Consider the following 21168-nt stretch of genomic DNA (forward strand, 5'->3'; position numbering starts at 1 on the left):
GTTGCTGGCTGGGCTTGTCTATTAGCAGGGGCCTGGGTCAGCACCTAGCTTACCAGAAGCAGGAGAGATGAGTGCGATTACGCTTTCGACAGAAAAAGACACAGCGTTTTGGTCTCACCTGATACGCCTCTTCGGATAGAAGACGAGGAGACAATCGCGTCTTTTCTTGAGACCCTTTCTCAGTCCCACAAGACCCGTCAAAAATCGGTCAATGATGTCCCTTATGCTGAGCGTTATGCCAGAGTTGAAATGATATTCAAGCCCGGGCAGAATTATGCCATTGCTTATCTCTATCCAGAGGGAAGGACAACCTATTTAGAACGGTCTTATACCGGCATCTACAAACTCAACATACCTATCGATAAGTGGCTCGAGACGGTCAACTAGACTGCTCTGCCATTTTCCTAAAAAAGAAAGAAGAAATCATGACATTAACTTCAAAACAGCGGGCTTTTCTCAATAGCCAAGCCCACAGCCTCAAGCCGATTGTACAGATTGGTAAAAACGGTTTGACTGATGAAATCAAGACCTCTATCCGTCGGGCTTTGGACGCTCGTGAGCTGATTAAAGTCACCCTCTTGCAGAACACGGACGAAAACATCCACGAGGTGGCAGAAATCCTCGAAGACGAAATCGGTCTAGATACCGTTCAAAAAATCGGTCGGATTTTGATTTTGTTTAAGCCATCTGCTAAGAAAGAAAACCGTAAATTATCTATAGAAGTACGAGAGATTTAGGAGGAAGGCCTATGCCGATTGAACTCTTAACCCCCTTTACCAAGGTTGAGTTAGAAACAACAGAAAAAACGACCAACCGCCGTCAGGTTGGGATTTTGGGTGGCAATTTTAACCCTGTACATAACGCCCATCTGGTTGTGGCGGATCAGGTTCGCCAGCAACTGGGTCTGGATGCGGTCTATCTCATGCCTGAGTATAAACCGCCCCATGTTGATAAAAAAGAGACCATTGATGAAAACCATCGGCTAGAGATGCTCAAGCGCGCCATTGCTGGCGTTGAAGGGCTAGGTATCGAAACCATTGAGCTGGAGCGTCAGGGCATTTCCTATACCTATGACACCATGAAACTCTTAACTGAGAAAAACCCTGAGACCGATTATTACTTTATCATTGGTGGCGACATGGTCGAGTACCTGCCCAAGTGGCATCGCATCGACGAACTGGTCAATCTCGTTCAGTTTGTTGGCGTTCAGCGTCCTCGCTACAAGGCAGGAACGTCCTATCCTGTCATTTGGGTCGATGTTCCTCTCATGGACATCTCCTCCAGTATGGTGCGTGACTTCATCAAAAAGGGTCGCACCCCAAACTACCTTCTCCCCCACGAGGTGCTGGATTATATCGAGGAAGAGGGGCTCTACCGATGACCTACGAACCCTACATTTCCCTCTCACGTGAGGCGCTTTTAAGGATCATAGCAGAGCAGATGAGCGAGAAGCGTTTCCGCCATGTCTTAGGCGTGGAGAGGGTTGCCTTGGAGCTCGCCGATCGCTACGCTTGCGACCCTGTTAAGGCCAGTCTTGCGGCACTCTTGCACGACTACGCCAAGGAGCAACCAGATAGCGTTTTTCTTGACCTCATTGACCGTTACCAGTTGAACCCAACCCTCAAAACTTGGGGCAATAACGTCTGGCACGGTCTGGTCGGACGTTACCTCATTACAGAGCAGTTTGGGCTGACAGATGAGGAGATCTTGACCGCCATCGCCCGTCACACCGTAGGGGCAAGTGACATGACACTCCTTGACAAGGTTATCTACGTCGCTGACTATATCGAACCAGGCAGAGATTTTCCAGGTGTGGAGACTGCTCGCCAGCTGGCAGCAGAAGACCTTGATAAAGCCGTCGCCTACGAAACAGCAAGGACTATTGAACACTTGACTTACAAGGGACTGCCGATTTATCCCCAGACCCTGGAGACCTATAATACTTATGTGAGGTATCTATGATTGCCTTGAAACCTGTTGATGAGACCAGCTTTTATCAGGTCTTACAACTAACGGTGCGTGAGGAGCAAAGACACTGGGTCGCCGATAATTCGACGTCTCTTGCTGAGTGCTGGATCTATCGTGACAATGGCGATGTCTTTCCTAATGCTGTCTGGGCAGGAGATGAGGTGGTCGGATTTGTCCTGCTGGATATTGATGCAGAAGAGAATCAGTACATGATCTGGCGGCTGATGATTGACCAAACGCATCAAGGCAAAGGCTACGGTCGTGCGGCAGTGGAAGCGGTCATTGCGCTCGCAACAGCTGACCCCGTCTGTGACCATGTACGGGCAGATTATGTCAAGGGGAATGTTCAGATGGCTGGCTTGCTCACTCGCTTGGGCTTTGAAGTCTTTGACCAAGACGAGCGTGAATTTTATACAAAACGAAAAATAAGGAAAACCAATGACGAAAGAAAGATTAGTAGAAGTGATTGTGAAAGCCGCTGATGAAAAGCGAGCAGAGGATATTGTGGTGTTGGACTTGGCAGGCTTGACCAGCATGACGGACTATTTTGTCATCATGACAGCGACCAATTCGCGCCAGCTGGAAGCCCTAGCGGATAATATCCGTGAAAAGGTGAAGGAAGCTGGGCATGATTCCAGCCACATTGAAGGCGACAGCAAGGGGGGCTGGGTGCTCCTAGACCTCAATGACGTCATCGTCCACATCTTTAGCGATGATGACCGAGCCCACTACAACCTCGAAAAACTCTGGCATGAAGCCCCAATGGTCGATGTGGCAGCGTATTTGTCGTAAGAGATAAACCTTGCTTATGGCAAGGTTTTTGTGGAGTAGTTATGCTCAGAGGTGTTTTATTATGGTGACAAAAAAACAACATTATTATCCAAGAGCATTGTTGCAATATTTTGCAGATGAAAATAAAAAATTCTATGCTTACAATAGCCAAAGAAAAACTGTTGAATATACCTATTATGAAAAAGTTTGTTTTCAAAATTATACTTATGAGACGATAAAACTTGATGGTGTAGTAGATAATATACTTGAAAATGAACTAAGTAACTATGAGTCTAAAATTGGTGGAGTTTTGAGCTATATTTTTAATCAAACTAAGCCTGAGCAACTTATCTTGTCTGCGGAGCAAATAAATATCATTTGGCAATACATGTGGCTACAATATTTGAGGACCGATTCTGGACGAATAACATTTATAGACGGTATTGATAATAATTTTAGTAAACCTAGACAATACCCTATGGAGTTAGATGAGATTAAATTAAAAAAAGAAAAAATTCTTCGATTTAATAGTATGTTTAAGGAACCTAAAAATTTAAAAATGCTATTAAGTAGGCCGAAACCTGCGGATATGTATTTCCATATTTCAGTAGGAAATGGATTTTTGACAAGTGATAATCCAGTTATTGCCATGTATGGTAAGAGTGATAAAAATAGCGGATTTCAACTAATTATGCCCATTTGTCCCTATTGTGTCTTTACTTTTCAGTTAGGAGATATAAATTGTTCAGAAAATTTAATAGTAGAGATGATCGATGATAAAATTAAATATGTAAATGAGGCGATTATTAACACTGCAAATTATTTTGTGATTTCTAATAAGCCATTTGATTTTACTCAAGGAAGTTATATTTACAATAGATTTAATAATAAAAATTGGGTTGAGAACTCAAGGCATTTTGAAAAAGATAATTAGTAAGGAAGACAATGAAAAATTACGAAACATTCGCATCGGTCTATGATGCTATCATGGACGATTCGCTGTATGACCTTTGGACGGACTTTTCGCTCCGCTATTTTCCTAAAAAACCAAAGGAAGCCAAACTGTTGGAGCTGGCCTGTGGGACGGGTATCCAGTCGGTGCGGTTCGCACAAGCGGGCTTTGAGGTGACGGGCTTAGATTTGAGTGAGGAGATGCTTGCGGTCGCAAAACGGCGGGCTGCCTCTGCTAAGGTTGCCGTTGACTTTGTGGCGGGCAATATGCTGGACTTGAGCGGTGTGGGGCGGTTTGATCTGGTGACCTGCTACTCGGACAGTCTCTGCTATCTGGCGGACGAGGTGGAGATGGGGGATGTCTTCGCTCAGGTTTATGAGCACCTCAATGACGGCGGCACCTTTATTTTTGATGTTCACTCGACTTACCAGACGGACGAGGTTTTCCCGGGCTATTCCCATCATGAAAATGCTGAAGACTTCGCCATGGTTTGGGATACCTATGAAGACGAGGCGCCGCACTCAGTGGTCCATGAGCTGACCTTTTTCATCAAGGACGAGGATGGACGCTTTACCCGCTACGATGAGATTCACGAAGAACGTACCTACGAACTCCTGACCTATGACGTCTTGCTGGAACAGGTCGGCTTCACCGATGTCAAGGTCTATGCGGACTTTGAAGACAAGGAACCAACAGAAAAAAGCAGACGATGGTTTTTTGTGGGGAGGAAGTAAGGCGTGACTAGCCACAGAGAGCTCCGTATTTTTGCCATTGAGTGTGTTGATTTATTCTCTATCCTTAACCTATTGTTCCGCTGAGGCTTATATCCTTCCTAAGTTTGTTTTACAAATCGTGAAAAAGCCCTAAACCAAGGGCTTTTTATGGTATAATAAAGCTAGTATACTGATGAAAGGGGCTTAGTGTGACCGAACAACTGATTAAGTCAAAACAGCGTGTTCAGCAACACGGAGAAGTCTTTACTCCCAGATGGATGGTAGAGATGATGCTGGATATTCCAGAAATAAAAGTGGCTTGTGAGCAGATTCATGCGACTTTTTTAGAACCTGCTGCTGGTGATGGGAATTTTTTGTTGGCGATTTTGGAGAGAAAATTACAGGCTCTGACGCAACAATACGATAAGAAGAATTGGAAGACGAAATCTCTTTTTGCCCTCGCTAGTATCTACGGTATTGAGTTTTTAGCGGATAATCTAGAAGTGGCGCGTGATCGGCTCTTTATCTATTATTTAGACTGGTATGAGACTCAGTTTGGTGAACGATTGGGTAGCAAGACTGATCTGTATCGCTCGGCACATTTTCTCATTCATCGCAACATTGTCCGAGGGAACACCTTGACCAAGCGCCATCCAGATACCAATGAGCTCATTGTTTTTTGGGAGTGGCAAGCGGTCAAAGGCAGTCCTAGTAAGGTGAGTTGTAAACAGGTTATTTTTGCCGATATGCTGGGAGAAAAATCAGCAGAAGCTACTGTTGTCGAGGGACAGTTGAGCTTGTTTGAGTTTGACGATGACGACCAAACGCAAGAAACCATTTTACCAATACAGAAAGTGTATCAATTGAGAGGTTAGAGGATGTTAACCAGTAATTTTGATTTTTTGAAACTTGATGAAGACTTGGGTGAATTAGTTGCCACAGCAAATATTGCGGAGGAGAGCTTTACATACCAACATTTTGAAAATGTTCTCTTTAATACCAGAAAACTGGCTGAACACTTAGCGAAATTAGTCGCCGATCGGTGCTATCTTGATGCGGAACGATTGACCTTTCACAATACCTTGAAATTGATTGATGAGCAGATTGAAGACCCATCAGGTGAGGTCATGATGGCCTTTCGTCGCTTGCAAGGTCGAGGGAATAATGCAGTTCATGTTCTCAATTCAGAACAAGCTACAAAGGAGAATGCCGAAAAGTCTTTGGCCAGCATTCATTTTCTGCTGGTATGGTTTATGAAAACCTATGTGGATAATCAGCTGATTATTAAGGACTTTTTTATCCCTCAAGCTCAACAACGCTATCAGACGGCAGAACGCAAGTTCATCTATATCCAAACGGTGGATAATAGCAACGGTGGTTTTTCGGCTTACGATGGAACGCAAAAAATCGGTGAAGGAACGATTGCTGAAGATGACATGGAAGCTGATTGGACTGCTAATAGTGACTTTCTACGTCAGGTTGCCCCAAAGCGGATTAAACAGTACATGACAACCGCAGGACTGACCTATCAGTTGGGTTGGGTAGAGCTAGCTTGGCAAAAAGCTCAGAAAAAATGGTTTCATGACCATGATGTGCATGAGGTCTTGAAGCGTTCAGGCATTAAACAAGCCGAAAAACTCCAAGGAAACGAATGGTTTGAAGTTGACCTTGAAACTGCTAAAGCAGCCATTAAAGCGGTCAAGGAGGGGCGCTATGCTCTGAATCTCCCAGCAACTGCTGATGAAGCAGTCCTTTTTCTACGCCCTAATCAGCAAGACGCTGTCAATCAGACCAAGGCTGTTTTCAAAAAGAAAGACAGGATGCTCTGGAATGCCAAGATGCGTTTTGGTAAGACCTTGGCAAGTCTCCAACTCATTAAGGATATGGGATTTGAAAAGGTACTGCTCATGACCCATCGTCCTGTGGTCAAAAATTCTTGGTTTGATGACTTTGGTAAGATGAAGATGGCAGAAGCAGGCTACCGTTATGGTGCCAAGGATCGAGGGGAAAAACTCGATGTCTTAAAAATGGGAGAAACACCTTTCATCTATTTTGCCTCGATTCAGTTGCTTAGATATGGCGGTGGTGAAGTCAACCTGGCGGACTATGCTGATGTGGACTGGGATTTGATCATCATCGATGAGGCGCATGAGGGGACTCAGACCGAGCTCAATCAGACGGTTATGACTGCTCTTGTCAAGGAAAAGACGAAAATCCTTGAGCTCTCAGGCACTCCGTTTAACCTGCTGGATCAGTACGACGAGGAGCAGGTTTATACTTGGGACTATACCATGGAGCAGGAGGAGAAACTCCGCTGGGAGCTAACCCATCCTAGTGAGCCGAACCCTTACGGGGAATTGCCACGGGTTGAGATGTACATTTTTGAGATGGCAAACAAAGAGAAGTTTGCTGACGAGAGCAAGTCCTTTAACTTCCGTGAGTTCTTCAAGGTTGATGATAAAGAGGAGCTGGTCTACAAGCAGGAGGTTCAAGCCTTTTTAGACCAGATTAGTCAGGAAAACCCTAAAACAGACTACCCTTTCTCCACGGCTAATTATCGTGAAACGCTGCGTCACACCCTTTGGCTCTTGCCTGGGGTCAAGGAAGCGGCAGCCTTTGAGCAAGCGCTTCTCGCCCACCCTGTCTTTGGAAAAGATTACACCATCGTCAATGTGGTAAAAGATGGTGACAATAGCGGTGAGGCAACGGCTGATGACCTTGAAAAGGTACAGCGGGCGATTGGAGACGATCCAAGTCTGACCAAGACCATCACCCTAACGGTGCGCAAGCTAACCACTGGGGTCAATGTTCCAGAGTGGACGGGCGTGGTCTTTTTAAACAATACGACAAGCCCAATGAACTATTTGCAAGCGGCTTTTCGTGCGCAGACGCCATTTTCTCATGAAACATTAGGCAAAAAAGAAGTCTGCTATGTCTTTGACTTTGCGCCTGACCGTGCTCTAACTGTCATGGCAGAGTCAGCTCAGATTAACTCTGGGGCTGGTAAGAAAAACAGTAAGGCACAAACAAGTGCCATGACGAAACTTCTTAATTTCATGCCCATTTTGAGTAATGATGGTAATGGCATGAAAACTTACAACGTCGATCGTATGCTGACCCAGCTCAAGAAAGTCTATGCGGAAAAAGCGGTGCGGTCAGGCTTTGAGGACGATAGCCTCTACAATGATCAGCTCTTAACCCTGACAGCAGATGATGCCAGTCTGTTTAACGATGTCAAGGCTATCGTTGGCACGACCAATAAGGAACGCCAGACCAAAATCATCATCAATGACAATGGCATGAGCGAGGAAGAGCATGAACAGGCTGAAGTAGTCCAGAAGAAACCGAAAAAGCAGCGAACCAAAGAAGAAGAGGAGTTACTTGCCAAACTCAAGGAAGCTAAAAATCAGCGCAAGGCCATGATTTCTATCCTGCGCGGGGTTTCTATCCGTATTCCCATGATGATTTACGGGATGGCGGTTGACCTTGATGAGGACATCAGTATCGATCGTTTCATCAGTGCAGTAGATGACGCTTCCTGGCAGGAGTTTATGCCAAAGGGCTTCACTAAAGGGATGTTCCGCAAGATTGTCCGCTTCTATGATCCTGAGGTCTTTATCGAAGCAGGGCGCATTATCCGTCGTCGTGCCAAGTCCTTCGACCGACTAGGAATCATCGAGCGGGCTGAGAAAATTGCAGAGCTCTTTAGCACCTTTAAGAATCCTGACAAGGAAACGGTCTTAACCCCTTGGCGGGTGGTCAATCTGCAAGTGACTAAGACCATCGGAGGGCTTAACTTTTTTGATGATAGCTTTACCAGCATGACCATAGATGGTAAATCAGCCCTACACTGGGTAGAGCGTGAGGACAGCTCTGCTATTTACCAAAAAGGCAAGACCTTCCTTGATATCAACGCCAAAACAGGGCTTTATCCGCTGCATGCGGCCATGAGTCTCTTCTATAAGGCTGTGGAGGCTAATAGGGATAGTCATTTTGACGAGTTGGCGGTTTATGGCGAGATTTTGCAGGAGCAGATTTATGCTGTCGCTAAAACCCCGATGGCCAAGACCATCACTGAGCGGACGCTGGCTGGCTACCGCGATCTGCCTGTCAATGTCGCTTATATCGATGGGCTCAGCCAAAGCCTCAAAACCGACCTCTCAAGCGGTCAGGACAAGATAAAGGAGGTCTTCAAAGACGTGAAATTTGATGTTGTGATTGGTAACCCGCCCTATCAGGAGGAGGCGACAGGAAATAGCACCCAGTCTCCACCTATCTACCATAAGTTTATGGAATTGTCTTATCAATTAGCTGATAAGGTTGTCTTGATAACCCCTGGTCGCTTTTTGTCCAATGCAGGAGCGACTCCAAAAGAGTTTAATCAGCGGATGTTGACGGATCGGCATATTAAGGTCATTCACTATGAACAAGACAGTTCTAAGGTTTTTCCAAATACCGATATTAAGGGTGGGGTTGTGGTGACCTATCGTGATAAGGACAAAGATTTTGGGGAAATTGGCACCTTTACACCGTTTGAGCTACTGAATTCTATTGCTAGAAAAGTAACGAATCATCCCACTTTTGAAAGTATTGAAAATATCATTTATAACCAAAATAAATTTAATCTAGCAAAACTTTACGAAGATTATCCAGAATACAGGAAAATTATTGGAAGTAGTGGTAAAGATAAGCGGTTAAGAAAACCGATATTAGAAAGATTATCAATTTTTTCAGAGACAGAACCTAAAGAGGATAGTTATAAAATTTTAGGTAGGTTAAATAATGAGCGAGTATATCGTTATATTCCTAAAAAGTATATAGAGTTAAATGAAAATATCCTTAAACATAAAGTTCTTGTTCCTGCTGCTAATGGCAGTGGGGCGATAGGCGAAGTTCTATCGACCCCACTCGTGGGTACCCCACTCGTGGGTTACACAGAGACCTTTATTGGATTTGGTGCCTTTGCTACTCAAGAGGAAGCAGAGAATTGTTTTAAATATATTAAATCTCGCTTTTGTCGAACCATGCTTGGTGTTTTGAAAATTACACAGGATAACACAGTAGAAAAATGGGCAAAAGTTGCGCTTCAAGATTTTACAGCGGATTCAGATGTACCTTGGCATCTGTCTATTGCTGAGATTGACCAATATTTCTATCGGAAATATGGTCTATCAGAGGAAGAAATTGCCTTTATTGAGGAAAAAGTGAGGGAGATGGAGTAGGAGATAAACCCCACCGTCCACTTAGGTGACAGGTCTCCTAAGTGGACGGTGGGGAGTTTCGCGATATCATAAAGAAAAAAGTTAGGAAGGGAGTATTTCATGATTTTTATTAGCTATAATCACAAGGATCAAGATATCGTTGACATGATTGCTAGAAAATTTGCAATAGAATTTGGCAGAGATAATATTTTCTATGATAAATGGTCGATGCAACCAGGAGACAGCATTCTCGAGAAAATGAATGAGGGGTTAGAGAAAGTATCAGTATTTTTCTATTTTGTTTCAAAAAATAGTTTGCTAAGTACGATGGTTAATAGAGAGTGGCAGGTGGCTTTAAAAAGGTCGCTAGCGGAAGGGGTAAAGTTTATTCCAGTTAGGGTAGATGACTGTAAAGTGCCGACGATTATTTCTGATATAATTTATGTTGATTTATATGGTCAAGGGTTGAATAATGCCGTTGAACAAATGAAAGCAAGTGTTCGTGGGGAGCAACATTATCAGAAATTGGATGATATTGAGAATTTACAAGTATCCGTGATTCCCATCTCTAACAAAGAGCTTGAATTTAAGATTTTTACTACATATTTTGTGGAAAGTGATGTCACATTTGGTTTTGTTTGTAAGAATAAAATTGAAGGTTATAAAATTCATCCTCTTAGTGAATCAATTTTTAGGCAGATGAGTAGAGAAACCTATCGAATTCTTTCTGATGGAAAGCAGGAAACTTATGAAATGAGAATAGGTGTTTTACAACGTCAGATAACACCCAATACCCCTTTTATTGGGAGAATTGTTTCGTCTAATGAAGATATTGAGTTATTAGGTGTATTACATATTAAATCAATTGAACCTGCTATTTTTAAAGAATTAAGAATTCAAGTGAATAGTAACTAATGGTTATGAAAATGATGGAGTAAGAAGATTCTCTACCAGCTAAAAACGGTGACGGATCAGCGGATTGGGGTTGCGGAGAAGTTTACTTATCGTGCCATAATAAGAAAGGTTTGATGATAGTGATTAAAAGGGAATTAAAATGTTACTTCTATCAATTGGTAGCAACTGATGATATCGTTTCAAGAATCAATAATTATATGAAAAACCTCTCACCAGAAAATCATATCAATTCAGAAACAATTGATAAATATAGTTATTATATTATAAACGATTATGAAGCTAGAGATAATTACGTACTTTTTACGATTGCGAAGGTCAATACTGATGAGGATATTAAAATTGATGATATAAAAAGTCAGAAACGAGATATTGTTCATAAGGAAGAAACACAAGGACTAGCAACGGATGCTCAGTTTCTTTATGACTTTAAAAATGGTATTTTAATCCAGAGAAGAGGACAGGGGCTAACTAATATTGATGAGCTACGGCGGTTCATTGCTTGTAAACTCAATATTGGTTTTACCTATCTAAATTTTGCTCTTATAAAGGATAAGAAGGGAATTGAAAAGTTAAATGAAATGAATCAAGTTCACGATTTAATTTTTAAAGTTGCTCTTCCTAAAAATCTATCTTTATTTGCAGATGATGTAAAAGATATAGAGGCTGGTATTGAATTAGCGAAGAAACTTGAGGCTGATAGTATTGAAATGAGGGTTAGAGGGATGAAGTTAGATAAAGGAGGAATAAAAAATCTTTTTGGAATCTTAAAATCCTACAAGGATAATGAGGCGATGGGATTAGATAAGTTATCGATTTATGGTGATAATGAGATCATCGATTTGGTTACACATAAATTAAATTATTATAAGGTTCTTATAGTGGAGGAACTGACGAATAAAATTATCTACGATTTTTTGGAAGAAGCCTATATAACAAGGTGGGATGATTTAAGTGCGTATCAAGTGGGTTAAAAAATATATAGTTGAGTTATTAATTATCACAGTAGTTGTGATTTTTAGTCATTGTAGAGAAGTGACGATTAATTCAGTAAATAATTACTATGAGGTGCTGTCTTCGATTCAAGATTTTCTAATTTTCCTATCTGGCATTATACTTACCTTATTTGGATTAACTTCATTCTTACCCTCCAATAGATTTATCAAGAGCTTGAAGCAATTGAATGTTGATTTACTCATTATCAAAAGGTTATTTAGTTTGTCTGTTTGGTCGGTAGTAACTTCATTCCTACCTTCTATTATGTTTTTATTTGATAAGAATGATAAGAGTGATTTTGGTCAGATAATTCTTATAGGGTTTACTTCTATATTTTTATTATATTTCTTATTTATAGTGAAGTTGGTTATACAATTTAAAGTTATATTAGATAAAGTGATAGATTCAGAAACAGAACAGAGAAAAAAAGGATAATTCGCCAATTTACGTGATGTACCTTCTTTGTTTTTAAACTATCCATTTTTTTCTTGACAGGCTATCAAAAATGATATAGTATCAGAGTATAGGATTAGGTCAGGAAGCATATGGTGCCCTGGCCATTTTTGTATATTGGTATAGAAGTAGCTTAATTGGAGATAAGGGGATGAAAGAATACAAGACATTTAACCAACAGCTGACAATTCTAAGAAACCGTGGTATGATTGTGCCGATGGATGGCAAGCCCAAGCGTTTTTTAGAATAGGAAAATGATTACAATGTGAACAATGGCTACAAGGACTTATTTTTGGAAAAGATATTTACCACTTATCGTCCCACTTTCCAACCCGTCTCGCAGCTGAAGAAGCTCATTCGTAAAGGTAAAGAAGGTATATCGTGATTCCCTGTTTGTCGGTGATGGGGTTTCTTACGTTAATTATAGTCGAAAACAAGTGTAACATTCTTTCATTCAGTGTTGTGCCTTGAGTGAAACGAAAGGAATGAACAATCATTATGGTATTAGAAAACAAGTTAGGCTTAACCACGTCCAGCGACTTGGCAAGGGAAGAGGAAAAAATCAGTAAAAAAAAAAGGCATTGGAGCTTTTTGAACAAGATTTGCTTAGAGACAAACCTCCAGGCCTGTTTAGTACCCTCGCCTTTATTCACACCCACCTTTTTGAGGACATTTATCCTTTTGCAGGAGAGATTCGTACGGTCAACCTCGCCAAAGGGAATTTCCGTTTTGCTCCGACCATGTACCTTCGAGCTGCTCTTGAGCATATCGACACCATGCCCCAAACGACCTTTGATGCTATTATCGACAAGTATGTTGAGATGAACGTCGCTCATCCCTTTCGTGAGGGCAATGGCAGAGCAGGGAGACTGTGGCTTGACCACCTTCTAAAACATCAGTTGGGACAAGTTGTTGACTGGTCAAAAATTGATAAAGAAGATTATCTTCTTGTCATGGAACGTAGCCCCATCCGAAGCATTGAAATTAAATACCTTATCCAGCATGCCTTGACAACAGCTGTAGATAACCGGCAGATTTATATAAAAGGGCTGGACGCCAGCTACCATTATGAAGGCTATTTTACCTATAAAACGGACGAATTATAGCTATTCTGCCGAAAAAATAAGTTTTTCAGCAACAGCTAATAAAAAGACAGCCTGCCCAATCACTTTCCAACCCACTAAAACTTTGGGAAGACTTAATTAACGGAAGAACGGTCGTGGTTTGTATGGCAAAAAGTGCACTCATAAAGCTACGGTTTACCTTTTCGGAATGTGTTATAATGAGGAGGAGAATCTGAATACAGTATTCTTGAGTATCTTCACTCAAGGCAATGTTCGGTTGATTATCGCGCTACAGAAAGGCCCACCCATGACCACAACAGGCATTATCGCAGAGTTTAATCCCTTTCACAATGGACACAAGTACCTGCTTGATCAAGTGGAAGGTTTGAAAATCGTTGCCATGAGTGGCAATTTTATGCAGCGGGGGGAGCCTGCTATCGTGGATAAGTGGACGCGGGCGCAGATGGCGCTAGAGCATGGGGCGGACATCGTGGTCGAGTTGCCTTTTCTGGTGTCTGTCCAGTCGGCGGACTACTTTGCCAAAGGCGCAGTGGGCATCCTACGGCGGTTGGGGATTAACCAGCTGGCCTTTGGGACAGAGGCGGTCATGGACTACCAGCTGATTGCGGACACCTACGCCCAGTGGGCAGAGGAGATGGAGGCGTTTCTCTCGCGCCTGCCTGACCACCTGTCTTACCCTGAAAAGGCGCAGACCATGTGGCAGACCTTTACGGGACTGACCTTCACGGGGGAGACACCCAACCACATTTTGGCGCTGGCCTATGCCAAGGCGGCAGCTGGGACAGGGATTGCCCTTTGCCCTATCGCTCGGCAGGGAGCAGGCTTTCACTCGGAGGAAATGGCAGAGCAGTATGCGTCAGCAACAGCCATCCGCAAGCACATAGCAGATGGCGACTTTGTCCGCAGGGTCAGCCCGGCGGCTGATCTCCTGCTCTCCTCACCGCAGGTCTCCTGGGAAGCTTATTTCCCCCTGCTCCGCTATCAGATCTTGACCCATCCAAACCTGACAGCTCTCTATCAGGTCAATGCAGAGCTGGCTAGCCGTATCTGCTCTGCTATTGGCGATAGCCAGACCATTGACGAGCTCATCGCACGTGTTGCGACCAAGCGCTACACCAAGGCACGGGTGCGACGGGTGCTGACCTATATCCTTGTCAATGCGACAGAAGCGGAGCTACCGTCTGCGGTGCGGGTCTTGGGCTTTAGCCCCGCTGGGCAAGCCCACCTGTCTAGCATCAAAGGTCAGGTAGCGCTTGTCACACGCATTGGCAAAGAGCCATGGGATGCCCTCACCCAGCAGGCCGATCGTGTCTATCAGCTGGGACACCCTGAGCTTAAGGAGCAAAACTGGGGGCGAAAAGTCATCCAATCGGCTAACGTAGACTAGTATTTTCTGAGAGTTTGGAGTATAATAAGGTCATGAAAAAGAAAAAATTTGCCCTAGTGACAGGGTTTGTTAGCGCCCTAGGCATTCTTGCTCTTATTGGTCACAAAAAGCAGGTCAAAGAGCAACAAAAAGATAGCGAACTGTTAGCAGAGATTCGCGCCTTTTTCGCACCGATGGGAGAGATTGAGGTGGTTTATTTGACGGAGGTCAATAGCAGAGCTGGTCAAGCCTTTGGCGGTGTGGTTTTTGATGATGGTGTGGTATTTGATTTTCGCTACCACAAGGGTGACATTGATTACAAAGAGCATGATATGGAGAGAAATGATGAAGAAAGCTAGTTCAATAAATGAGATCAGTCAGTTGGTCAACAGTGACCAGAAAGTTGTGTTTTTGTTTACCGCAGATTGGTGTGGGGATTGTCAATTTATCTATCCTGTCTTAGATGAGCTAGTGACGGATTTTCCACAACTGACCTTTTTGCAGGTTGACCGTGATCAGTTTATGGACTTGGCTAAGCAATGGGATGTGTTCGGTATCCCAAGCCTTGTTGTCACTCAAGGTGGTCAAGAAATCGGTCGCCTCGTTAACCGCCTCCGAAAAACAAAGCAAGAGATTAGCCAATTTTTACAAACGATCTAAGGAGAAAACATGATTTTTATCTATAACAAACATGTGGGTGATGTGCTCATGGTCATTGTCGCTGACGACCAGAAGCAAGCTGTTGAAGTTGACAAGCGAGAGACTGTTGCCCGCATTGTCTGCAAGGCTGATGGTCAAACGGTGGCTTGGAACATTTTCCAAGTGTCAGAACTGTTTCCAATTGAGGGGAATGGGCAGGTTTTTCTGTCAGCAGAGGAGTTGCAGACACTCAATCAGCGCTTGACTGAACTTGGTTTTGATGAGGAGCTTGTGGCTGATGACCAGCCCAAATTCGTCGTGGGTGAGATTGTTGAGTTGACTGCTCATCCAGATAGTGACCACCTGAACATTTGCCAAGTCAAAGTATCAGCTGATGAGACGGTTCAGATTGTGGCCGGAGCTCCAAATGTCGCGTTAGGATTGAAAACAATTGTTGCCTTGCCAGGTGCCATGATGCCGAGTGGTCTGTTGATTTTTCCAGGGCAGTTACGCGGTGTTGACAGTTACGGTATGATGTGTTCCCCAAGGGAGCTGGCTCTACCGAATGCTCCTCAAAAACGGGGCATCATTGAATTAGCAGCTGATACTCCCGTTGGTCAAATATTTTCACCAGATAAACACTGGCGTCTTTAGTAAGAACTCTCCTGTTTTCAGGAGAGTTTTTCCTTAAATGAAAGCCGTTTAACCTTAAAATATAGCTTTAGCCCATCAGTTCTAATCTTTTTGTCATAAATGTCATGCCTTTGTGATGTGATTGTTACAAATCTATCGTATGCTAGACAGGCAGTTTAATGATAGAAAGGAATTCAAATAATGTTAAAATTAAGAAAATCATTGTTCCAGATGGCCTTATTAGGGGCTTTGATGGCTGGACAATTATCACTATTATCAACTGTTCAAGCGAGCGGTCTTGATCGGACAGAACAGGAGCTTGTGACTGTTTTGAAAGCTCGCCAGCGAGAGTTAAAACTTGCCCAAGAAAAAGCAGCCGCAGAAGCCAAGGCAGCGGCAGATGCCAAAGCGGCGGCAGAAGCTAAAGCTGCTGCTGAAGCCAAAGCAGCAGAGGAAGCCGCTAATCCTTATCGAAGCCGTAGCGAGCTGGCGATTGCAAATGCACAAGCCAACCTGACTTCTGGCAACTTCTACCCCGTTGGACAGTGTACCTGGGGTGTCAAGGAATTGGCACCTTGGGCATATACTTATTGGGGCAATGGCGGAGACTGGGCGGCGAGTGCAGCGGCAGATGGCTTTACGATAGGTACTGTACCTGTCGAAGGTGCGATTGCTGTATGGACCGATCCTTATGGTGGCTATGGTCACGTGGCTTATGTGACTGATGTGCAGAGTGAATTTAGTATTCAGGTCTTGGAAGCTAATATTGGTGGTAATCCCAATATTGCCAACTATCGTGGTTTCTTTGACCCAACTCAAACTTCTGAAGGGGTTGTGAGTTATATTTACCCTCCTACCCTGTAAGAAAATCAAGACAGTCAAAAAAAGCGATTAACCGATATTTCGGCTAATCGTTTTTTGCATATTTGGATGACAACGTTTATTGATCAGGTGTTAAAACCATAGGGATAATAATGGGCTCGCGCTCGGTTTTCTCGTAGAGGAAAGGCTTGAGCGCATTGATAATTGCGCCGTTGACAGACTGGATATTAGCCTCCTTGTTCTTTAAGGCAACGCGAATGGTGTTAAAGAGTAGGCGCTGACTTTCACGAATCAAATCACCAGACTCACGCATGTAAATGAAGCCACGGCTGAGAATATCTGGTCCCGCTAAAACCATCTTGGTCTTGAAATCAACAGTTGCTACTGCAAGCACGACCCCATCTTCTGATAGGTCACGGCGGTCACGCAGGACAGCAGCACCAATTTCACCAATACGATTACCGTCAACGTAGACATCTTGGGCATTAAACTTGCCAGCCAGTCGCGCTGAGTCCTTAGTTACGGCGAGGACATCACCGTTTTCCATAATAAACGTGTTTTCCTTTGGCACACCGCAGTCCACTGCCAAACCAGCATGAACTTTTTGCATGCGGTATTCCCCATGGACCGGCATGAAGAACTTGGGCTTCATGAGGCGAATCATCAGTTTTTGTTCTTGTTGACCACCGTGTCCAGAAGTGTGGATGTTGTTAATCTTGCCGTGAATGACCTCAACCCCAGCTTCCTGGATGGTGTTAATCAACTTGTTAACGCTGGTGGTGTTTCCAGGAATTGGACTTGATGAGAACATCACTGTATCGCCAGGTTGTAGCACCACATGACGGTGCATGCCGTTAGCAATCCGAGATAGCGCCGCCATCGACTCACCTTGACTTCCTGTACACATGATGAGGATTTCACTGGCGTGGTAGTTTTTAATCTCGTTTGGCTCGATGATGGTGCCCTTTGGCACCTTGATGTAGCCGAGCTCGATACCGTTGACAATAGCTTTTTCCATGGAACGCCCAAAGACAACAATTTTCCGACCGGTCTTAACCGCCGCTTCTGCAGCTTGTTGCAAACGGAAGATGTTGGAAGCAAAGGAGGCAAAGATAATCCGTCCCTGAATGTTTTCAATGATGTTGAGAATTGATTTTCCAACAACTTGCTCGGATTCTGTGAATGTTGGCACTGTTGCGTTTGTGGAGTCAGACAACAGCAGTAGCACCCCGTCTTCACCCAGCGCTGCCATGCGGTGGAGGTCAGCAGGTTCTCCAACAGGGGTAAAGTCAAACTTGAAGTCTCCCGTGCAGACCACCTTACCCTGAGGGGTATGGATGACAATTCCCAAAGGTTCTGGAATGGAGTGGGTGGTGCGGAAAAAAGTCACCTTCAAGTGTTTGAAGACCAGTTCGCTGTTGTGGTTAATCTCATGTAGTTTGGCTTGACGGAGCAGACCGTGTTCTTCCAGTTTGCCACGAATCAGGGCTAGCGCCAATGGCCCAGCATAAACAGGGATATTGGCCTGTTTAAGCAGGAAGGGAATGCCACCGATATGATCCTCATGCCCGTGGGTGATGACCAAGGCCTTGACGCGGTCGATGTTGTCAACGATGTAGGAATAATCAGGGATAACATAGTCAATCCCTAGCAAATCATCTTCTGGAAATTTAATCCCAGCATCAACGATGATGATCTCGTTTTGGTACTCAATGCCGTAGGTGTTCTTACCGATTTCGCCAAGACCTCCGATGGCAAAGACCCCAACTTCGTGTGGTTTTAAGTTCACTTTTACCATCTTAGAACTCCGTTAATTCAAAAACGCCAGACTCTTTTTCATGGGCTAAATGCTTATCTGATAAGTACTGAATGAGTTCGATGTTATAAGCGGTGTTTTCCTCAACGAGTTGACGAACCTTGATGCGCCCTTCTAGTTCTGTTTTGGCATCCACCTCGATATAGCTGATCTTGGTTGTTTCCCGACGTGGGCTACGGTCTTTTGTTTCTTGGAAAAATACTTTGTAAATCATGATAATCCTTTCTGTATGGCTTCTCAGTCAGTCTGTCAACATCACCAAAACAATCCCCAATTGTGGGGTGCTTGGCTAATTAAATTTCAGAGTAATCAGCACCTGTTTAACCGCTCAGTCATAAGCGATAAAGATACAGGTGTTAAATTTGACCGTGATGCGTTGCAATTATTTTAATTATAGCATAAAATAGGAGGTATAAGCAAGCCGAGACTTTGCAGGTTGACGCATAATGCCTTGATAAAAACCAGATATTAATCAGATAAAAAGGACAAGCATGAAGATTTTAGCCTTTGATAGCTCCAACCAAGCTTTAAGCATCGCTCTTCTAGAGGACGACCGTTTGTTGGCGGATTTGACCCTCACCATCAAGAAAAACCACAGCATCAGCCTCATGCCCAGCATCGATTTTCTCATGGCACAAGCAGGGCTGACCCCTCAAGACCTTGACCGCATCGCTGTCGCTCAGGGACCAGGCTCCTATACAGGATTACGGATGGCGGTAGCAACAGCCAAGACTTTAGCCTATACCCTTGCTATTGACTTGGTCGGCATCTCCAGCCTCTACGCCCTAACGCCTGAGGCTCAAGGGGTGATTATCCCTCTGATCGACGCTCGCCGCAACACGGTTTATGCTGGTTTTTATAAGAATGGCAGAGCAATTGCACCAGATACCAACTGTGCCTTTAACGATTTACTGGATCGCCTATCTGATCAGAGAGACCTGACCTTTGTCGGTGAGGTGGGCAATTTCCGTCAGCAGATTGAGGAGCGCTATCCAGACGCCCATATCTTGCCAACCTTGCCGTCTGCTTATCGTATCGGGTGCGCAGCTATAACTGCTGTTCCTGTTGATCCTCACGCCTTTGTACCGACCTACCTCAAACGGGTTGAAGCCGAGGAAAATTGGTTGAAGAACCATGAAGCAGGCGATAACAACACTTACATCCAGAGGATCTAAGATGGCGACAGCACAAGCTATTTACGACATCTTAACGGATGTTTATGGGCAGTCACCTTGGTCGCTTGAGCAGATTAGTGCAGACCTAGATAAGCCAGAAAGCCAGTATTTTTATCGTTATGAAGGGCAAGAATTAGTTGGGTTCTTGGCGGTTCAACTCTTAGTTGGCGAGCTTGAAATCACCAATATCGCTGTCAAGAGAGCCTACCAAGGCAGGGGCTTGGCTGACCAGCTCATGCAAGCCTTGGCTAAGGAGCGCCAGCCCATTTTCCTAGAAGTGAGAAGCAGCAATCAGGCTGCCCAAGCCCTCTATCTCAAGCATGGCTTTTCTGCTGTAGGTCGGCGAAAGAACTACTACCATCAGCCGACTGAAGACGCCATCATCATGACGCGTCACCAGTGACGCTCAGCTATTTTCCAAATAGAAAGAAATCAGATGACAGATAGATACATCCTAGCCATCGAAAGCTCTTGTGATGAGACCAGTGTGGCTATTGTCAAAAATGATAAGGAGCTCTTAACCAACATTATCGCTAGTCAGGTGGAGAGCCACAAGCGCTTTGGTGGAGTGGTGCCTGAGGTGGCCAGCCGCCACCATGTGGAAGTCATCACGACCTGTATTGCCGATGCTCTGAGCGAGGCTGGCTTGGTTGCTAGCGACCTGACGGCTGTGGCGGTGACTGAGGGGCCTGGACTTGTTGGTGCCCTTTTGGTGGGTATGGCAGCTGCTAAGGCTTTTGCTTGGGCGCATGGACTTCCGCTTATCCCTGTCAACCACATGGCAGGGCATCTGATGGCGGCAAAAGAGCAGAGCGATTTAACTTATCCTCTTATGGCGCTTTTAGTATCAGGTGGGCATACGGAGTTGGTCTATGTACCTGAGGCAGGGGATTACCGCATCATTGGTGAGACGCGAGATGATGCGGTAGGAGAGGCCTATGACAAGGTCGGTCGGGTCATGGGCTTGACCTATCCAGCTGGTCGTGAGATTGACCAGCTCGCCCATCAAGGACAGGATACCTACAATCTCCCTCGTGCCATGATCAAGGAAGACCATCTGGATTTTTCTTTTTCAGGGCTCAAGTCAGCCTTTATCAACCTGCATCACAATGCCCAGCAAAAGGGCGAGGACTTAGTCTTGACAGACCTTTGTGCGTCCTTCCAGGCGGCGGTACTGGATGTGCTGATGGCAAAAACCAAGAAGGCCCTCGTCCAGTACCCTGTCAAGCAGCTGGTTGTCGCAGGTGGTGTCGCAGCCAATCAGGGCTTACGTGAGCGTCTGGCGGTGGACATCACCGAAGTTGAGGTGATCGTGCCACCTCTGCGCCTTTGTGGCGATAATGCCGGCATGATTGCCTTTGCTGCGGTTGTTGAATACGAGAAAGGCAATCTTGCGGACCTCTCGCTTAATGCCAAACCTAGTTTGGTCTTTAAGGGTATTGAGGACTAAAAGGCGTTTTCTTGCTTGGCTAGTAACCAGCTAATAACTGACTTTAGATGTCACGGTGGACGATATGGTTGGCTCTGACAGTTGCCAGAACAGAATTGATAGCTGGTCAGTTTTGTGCGCTGAAGAGCAGTTTAGAAATTAGGTTACTTTAAGAAGACGACGAATTAACTTGCTATAGCTATTCTGACAGGCAAAGTATATTGCGTGCATAAATGC

The 21168-nt window shown here is 44.4% G+C and carries 23 protein-coding genes and 1 pseudogene; 22 read left to right on the plus strand and 2 right to left on the minus strand.

The window, feature by feature from the left end; all coding sequences use genetic code 11:
• The first annotated feature begins 108 nt into the window (after positions 1 to 108).
• From ACERC7_RS05590 to ACERC7_RS05680, 19 genes and pseudogenes are all read left to right on the plus strand, one after another.
• A complete protein-coding gene (locus tag ACERC7_RS05590; RefSeq protein ID WP_373658907.1) occupies positions 109 to 387 on the plus strand; it encodes a DUF5301 domain-containing protein in 279 nt (92 codons plus the stop codon).
• Positions 388 to 425: 38 nt separating this feature from the next.
• On the plus strand, positions 426 to 737 hold the full coding sequence (gene yhbY, locus ACERC7_RS05595) for a ribosome assembly RNA-binding protein YhbY (RefSeq protein WP_373658908.1): 312 nt from the start codon (positions 426 to 428) through the stop codon (positions 735 to 737).
• Between the two features lie 11 nt (positions 738 to 748).
• On the plus strand, positions 749 to 1381 hold the full coding sequence (locus ACERC7_RS05600; RefSeq protein WP_373658909.1) for a nicotinate-nucleotide adenylyltransferase: 633 nt from the start codon (positions 749 to 751) through the stop codon (positions 1379 to 1381).
• Positions 1378 to 1962 (plus strand): bis(5'-nucleosyl)-tetraphosphatase (symmetrical) YqeK, encoded by a 585-nt coding sequence (gene yqeK / locus ACERC7_RS05605; RefSeq protein WP_373666369.1) that lies wholly within the window; start codon positions 1378 to 1380, stop codon positions 1960 to 1962. The genes ACERC7_RS05600 and yqeK overlap by 4 nt, the downstream gene beginning before the upstream one ends.
• Positions 1959 to 2450 carry a GNAT family N-acetyltransferase gene (locus ACERC7_RS05610; protein WP_373666370.1) on the plus strand — a complete coding sequence of 164 codons (492 nt, stop codon included), beginning with the start codon at positions 1959 to 1961 and terminating at the stop codon, positions 2448 to 2450. Before yqeK ends, ACERC7_RS05610 begins: the two co-directional genes overlap by 4 nt.
• Complete coding sequence (rsfS, locus tag ACERC7_RS05615) at positions 2407 to 2760, plus strand: ribosome silencing factor (protein WP_373666371.1); 354 nt, start codon at positions 2407 to 2409, stop codon at positions 2758 to 2760. Before ACERC7_RS05610 ends, rsfS begins: the two co-directional genes overlap by 44 nt.
• 61 nt (positions 2761 to 2821) lie before the next feature.
• Positions 2822 to 3673, plus strand: a complete 852-nt coding sequence (locus ACERC7_RS05620; RefSeq protein WP_373666372.1) for a DUF4238 domain-containing protein — start codon at positions 2822 to 2824, stop codon at positions 3671 to 3673.
• Positions 3674 to 3684: 11 nt separating this feature from the next.
• Entirely contained in the window at positions 3685 to 4425 is a 741-nt protein-coding gene (locus ACERC7_RS05625; RefSeq protein WP_373666373.1) for a class I SAM-dependent methyltransferase, read from the plus strand.
• 188 nt (positions 4426 to 4613) lie between these two features.
• Positions 4614 to 5279, plus strand: coding sequence for a methylase (locus ACERC7_RS05630; protein WP_373666374.1), 666 nt, complete (start codon positions 4614 to 4616; stop codon positions 5277 to 5279).
• Between the two features lie 3 nt (positions 5280 to 5282).
• Positions 5283 to 9626, plus strand: coding sequence for an Eco57I restriction-modification methylase domain-containing protein (locus ACERC7_RS05635; RefSeq protein WP_373666375.1), 4344 nt, complete (start codon positions 5283 to 5285; stop codon positions 9624 to 9626).
• A gap of 99 nt (positions 9627 to 9725) precedes the next feature.
• Positions 9726 to 10520 (plus strand): toll/interleukin-1 receptor domain-containing protein, encoded by a 795-nt coding sequence (locus ACERC7_RS05640; protein ID WP_373666376.1) that lies wholly within the window; start codon positions 9726 to 9728, stop codon positions 10518 to 10520.
• A 113-nt stretch (positions 10521 to 10633) separates the two neighbouring features.
• Positions 10634 to 11491, plus strand: a complete 858-nt coding sequence (locus tag ACERC7_RS05645) for a hypothetical protein (protein ID WP_373666377.1) — start codon at positions 10634 to 10636, stop codon at positions 11489 to 11491.
• Positions 11472 to 11948 carry a hypothetical protein gene (locus tag ACERC7_RS05650; RefSeq protein WP_373666378.1) on the plus strand — a complete coding sequence of 159 codons (477 nt, stop codon included), beginning with the start codon at positions 11472 to 11474 and terminating at the stop codon, positions 11946 to 11948. Before ACERC7_RS05645 ends, ACERC7_RS05650 begins: the two co-directional genes overlap by 20 nt.
• 516 nt (positions 11949 to 12464) lie before the next feature.
• Positions 12465 to 13072: pseudogene (gene fic, locus ACERC7_RS05655) on the plus strand (protein adenylyltransferase Fic).
• Between the two features lie 265 nt (positions 13073 to 13337).
• Positions 13338 to 14438, plus strand: coding sequence for a nucleotidyltransferase (locus ACERC7_RS05660; RefSeq protein ID WP_373666387.1), 1101 nt, complete (start codon positions 13338 to 13340; stop codon positions 14436 to 14438).
• 32 nt (positions 14439 to 14470) lie between these two features.
• Positions 14471 to 14776 (plus strand): DUF4651 domain-containing protein, encoded by a 306-nt coding sequence (locus tag ACERC7_RS05665; RefSeq protein ID WP_018367622.1) that lies wholly within the window; start codon positions 14471 to 14473, stop codon positions 14774 to 14776.
• Positions 14763 to 15077, plus strand: coding sequence for a thioredoxin family protein (locus tag ACERC7_RS05670; RefSeq protein WP_373666379.1), 315 nt, complete (start codon positions 14763 to 14765; stop codon positions 15075 to 15077). The genes ACERC7_RS05665 and ACERC7_RS05670 overlap by 14 nt, the downstream gene beginning before the upstream one ends.
• Positions 15078 to 15086: 9 nt before the next feature.
• Entirely contained in the window at positions 15087 to 15710 is a 624-nt protein-coding gene (gene ytpR / locus ACERC7_RS05675) for a YtpR family tRNA-binding protein (protein WP_373666380.1), read from the plus strand.
• A 180-nt stretch (positions 15711 to 15890) separates the two neighbouring features.
• The gene (locus ACERC7_RS05680) at positions 15891 to 16553 is read left to right on the plus strand and encodes a CHAP domain-containing protein (RefSeq protein WP_373666381.1); all 663 of its coding nucleotides are present in this window, start codon (positions 15891 to 15893) and stop codon (positions 16551 to 16553) included.
• A 76-nt stretch (positions 16554 to 16629) separates the two neighbouring features.
• Here the strand turns inward: ACERC7_RS05680 and rnjA are convergent, their stop codons facing one another.
• A complete protein-coding gene (gene rnjA / locus ACERC7_RS05685) occupies positions 16630 to 18309 on the minus strand; it encodes a ribonuclease J1 (protein WP_373660365.1) in 1680 nt (559 codons plus the stop codon).
• Position 18310: 1 nt separating this feature from the next.
• The gene (locus ACERC7_RS05690; protein ID WP_373658936.1) at positions 18311 to 18541 is read right to left on the minus strand and encodes a DNA-dependent RNA polymerase subunit epsilon; all 231 of its coding nucleotides are present in this window, start codon (positions 18539 to 18541) and stop codon (positions 18311 to 18313) included.
• Between the two features lie 277 nt (positions 18542 to 18818).
• On the opposite strand from ACERC7_RS05690, the gene tsaB reads away from it, so the two are divergent.
• The 3 genes from tsaB to tsaD are packed head-to-tail and all read left to right on the plus strand — an operon-like array spanning position 18819 to position 20952.
• Complete coding sequence (tsaB, locus tag ACERC7_RS05695; RefSeq protein WP_373666382.1) at positions 18819 to 19502, plus strand: tRNA (adenosine(37)-N6)-threonylcarbamoyltransferase complex dimerization subunit type 1 TsaB; 684 nt, start codon at positions 18819 to 18821, stop codon at positions 19500 to 19502.
• A 1-nt stretch (position 19503) separates the two neighbouring features.
• Positions 19504 to 19905 carry a ribosomal protein S18-alanine N-acetyltransferase gene (gene rimI, locus ACERC7_RS05700; protein ID WP_373658938.1) on the plus strand — a complete coding sequence of 134 codons (402 nt, stop codon included), beginning with the start codon at positions 19504 to 19506 and terminating at the stop codon, positions 19903 to 19905.
• A gap of 33 nt (positions 19906 to 19938) precedes the next feature.
• On the plus strand, positions 19939 to 20952 hold the full coding sequence (gene tsaD / locus ACERC7_RS05705) for a tRNA (adenosine(37)-N6)-threonylcarbamoyltransferase complex transferase subunit TsaD (RefSeq protein WP_373666383.1): 1014 nt from the start codon (positions 19939 to 19941) through the stop codon (positions 20950 to 20952).
• Positions 20953 to 21168: the final 216 nt, after the last annotated feature.

Source organism: Streptococcus sp. E17BB, assembly GCF_041807725.1.
Classification (GTDB): Bacteria; Bacillota; Bacilli; order Lactobacillales; family Streptococcaceae; genus Streptococcus; species Streptococcus entericus.

What these genes read in the sequence shown, in the direction of transcription:
- ACERC7_RS05600 (WP_373658909.1), top strand. Translation starts at nt 749, where the DNA reads ATGCCGATTGAACTCTTAACCCCCTTTACCAAGGTTGAGTTAGAAACA.
- ACERC7_RS05620 (WP_373666372.1), top strand. Translation starts at nt 2,822, where the DNA reads ATGGTGACAAAAAAACAACATTATTATCCAAGAGCATTGTTGCAATAT.
- ACERC7_RS05610 (WP_373666370.1), top strand. Translation starts at nt 1,959, where the DNA reads ATGATTGCCTTGAAACCTGTTGATGAGACCAGCTTTTATCAGGTCTTA.
- ACERC7_RS05645 (WP_373666377.1), top strand. Translation starts at nt 10,634, where the DNA reads ATGATAGTGATTAAAAGGGAATTAAAATGTTACTTCTATCAATTGGTA.
- ACERC7_RS05635 (WP_373666375.1), top strand. Translation starts at nt 5,283, where the DNA reads ATGTTAACCAGTAATTTTGATTTTTTGAAACTTGATGAAGACTTGGGT.
- ACERC7_RS05690 (WP_373658936.1), bottom strand. Translation starts at nt 18,541, where the DNA reads ATGATTTACAAAGTATTTTTCCAAGAAACAAAAGACCGTAGCCCACGT.
- tsaB (WP_373666382.1), top strand. Translation starts at nt 18,819, where the DNA reads ATGAAGATTTTAGCCTTTGATAGCTCCAACCAAGCTTTAAGCATCGCT.
- rnjA (WP_373660365.1), bottom strand. Translation starts at nt 18,309, where the DNA reads ATGGTAAAAGTGAACTTAAAACCACACGAAGTTGGGGTCTTTGCCATC.
- ACERC7_RS05640 (WP_373666376.1), top strand. Translation starts at nt 9,726, where the DNA reads ATGATTTTTATTAGCTATAATCACAAGGATCAAGATATCGTTGACATG.
- ACERC7_RS05670 (WP_373666379.1), top strand. Translation starts at nt 14,763, where the DNA reads ATGAAGAAAGCTAGTTCAATAAATGAGATCAGTCAGTTGGTCAACAGT.
- tsaD (WP_373666383.1), top strand. Translation starts at nt 19,939, where the DNA reads ATGACAGATAGATACATCCTAGCCATCGAAAGCTCTTGTGATGAGACC.
- yhbY (WP_373658908.1), top strand. Translation starts at nt 426, where the DNA reads ATGACATTAACTTCAAAACAGCGGGCTTTTCTCAATAGCCAAGCCCAC.
- ACERC7_RS05625 (WP_373666373.1), top strand. Translation starts at nt 3,685, where the DNA reads ATGAAAAATTACGAAACATTCGCATCGGTCTATGATGCTATCATGGAC.
- ACERC7_RS05665 (WP_018367622.1), top strand. Translation starts at nt 14,471, where the DNA reads ATGAAAAAGAAAAAATTTGCCCTAGTGACAGGGTTTGTTAGCGCCCTA.
- rimI (WP_373658938.1), top strand. Translation starts at nt 19,504, where the DNA reads ATGGCGACAGCACAAGCTATTTACGACATCTTAACGGATGTTTATGGG.
- ACERC7_RS05680 (WP_373666381.1), top strand. Translation starts at nt 15,891, where the DNA reads ATGTTAAAATTAAGAAAATCATTGTTCCAGATGGCCTTATTAGGGGCT.
- ACERC7_RS05660 (WP_373666387.1), top strand. Translation starts at nt 13,338, where the DNA reads ATGACCACAACAGGCATTATCGCAGAGTTTAATCCCTTTCACAATGGA.
- rsfS (WP_373666371.1), top strand. Translation starts at nt 2,407, where the DNA reads ATGACGAAAGAAAGATTAGTAGAAGTGATTGTGAAAGCCGCTGATGAA.
- yqeK (WP_373666369.1), top strand. Translation starts at nt 1,378, where the DNA reads ATGACCTACGAACCCTACATTTCCCTCTCACGTGAGGCGCTTTTAAGG.
- ytpR (WP_373666380.1), top strand. Translation starts at nt 15,087, where the DNA reads ATGATTTTTATCTATAACAAACATGTGGGTGATGTGCTCATGGTCATT.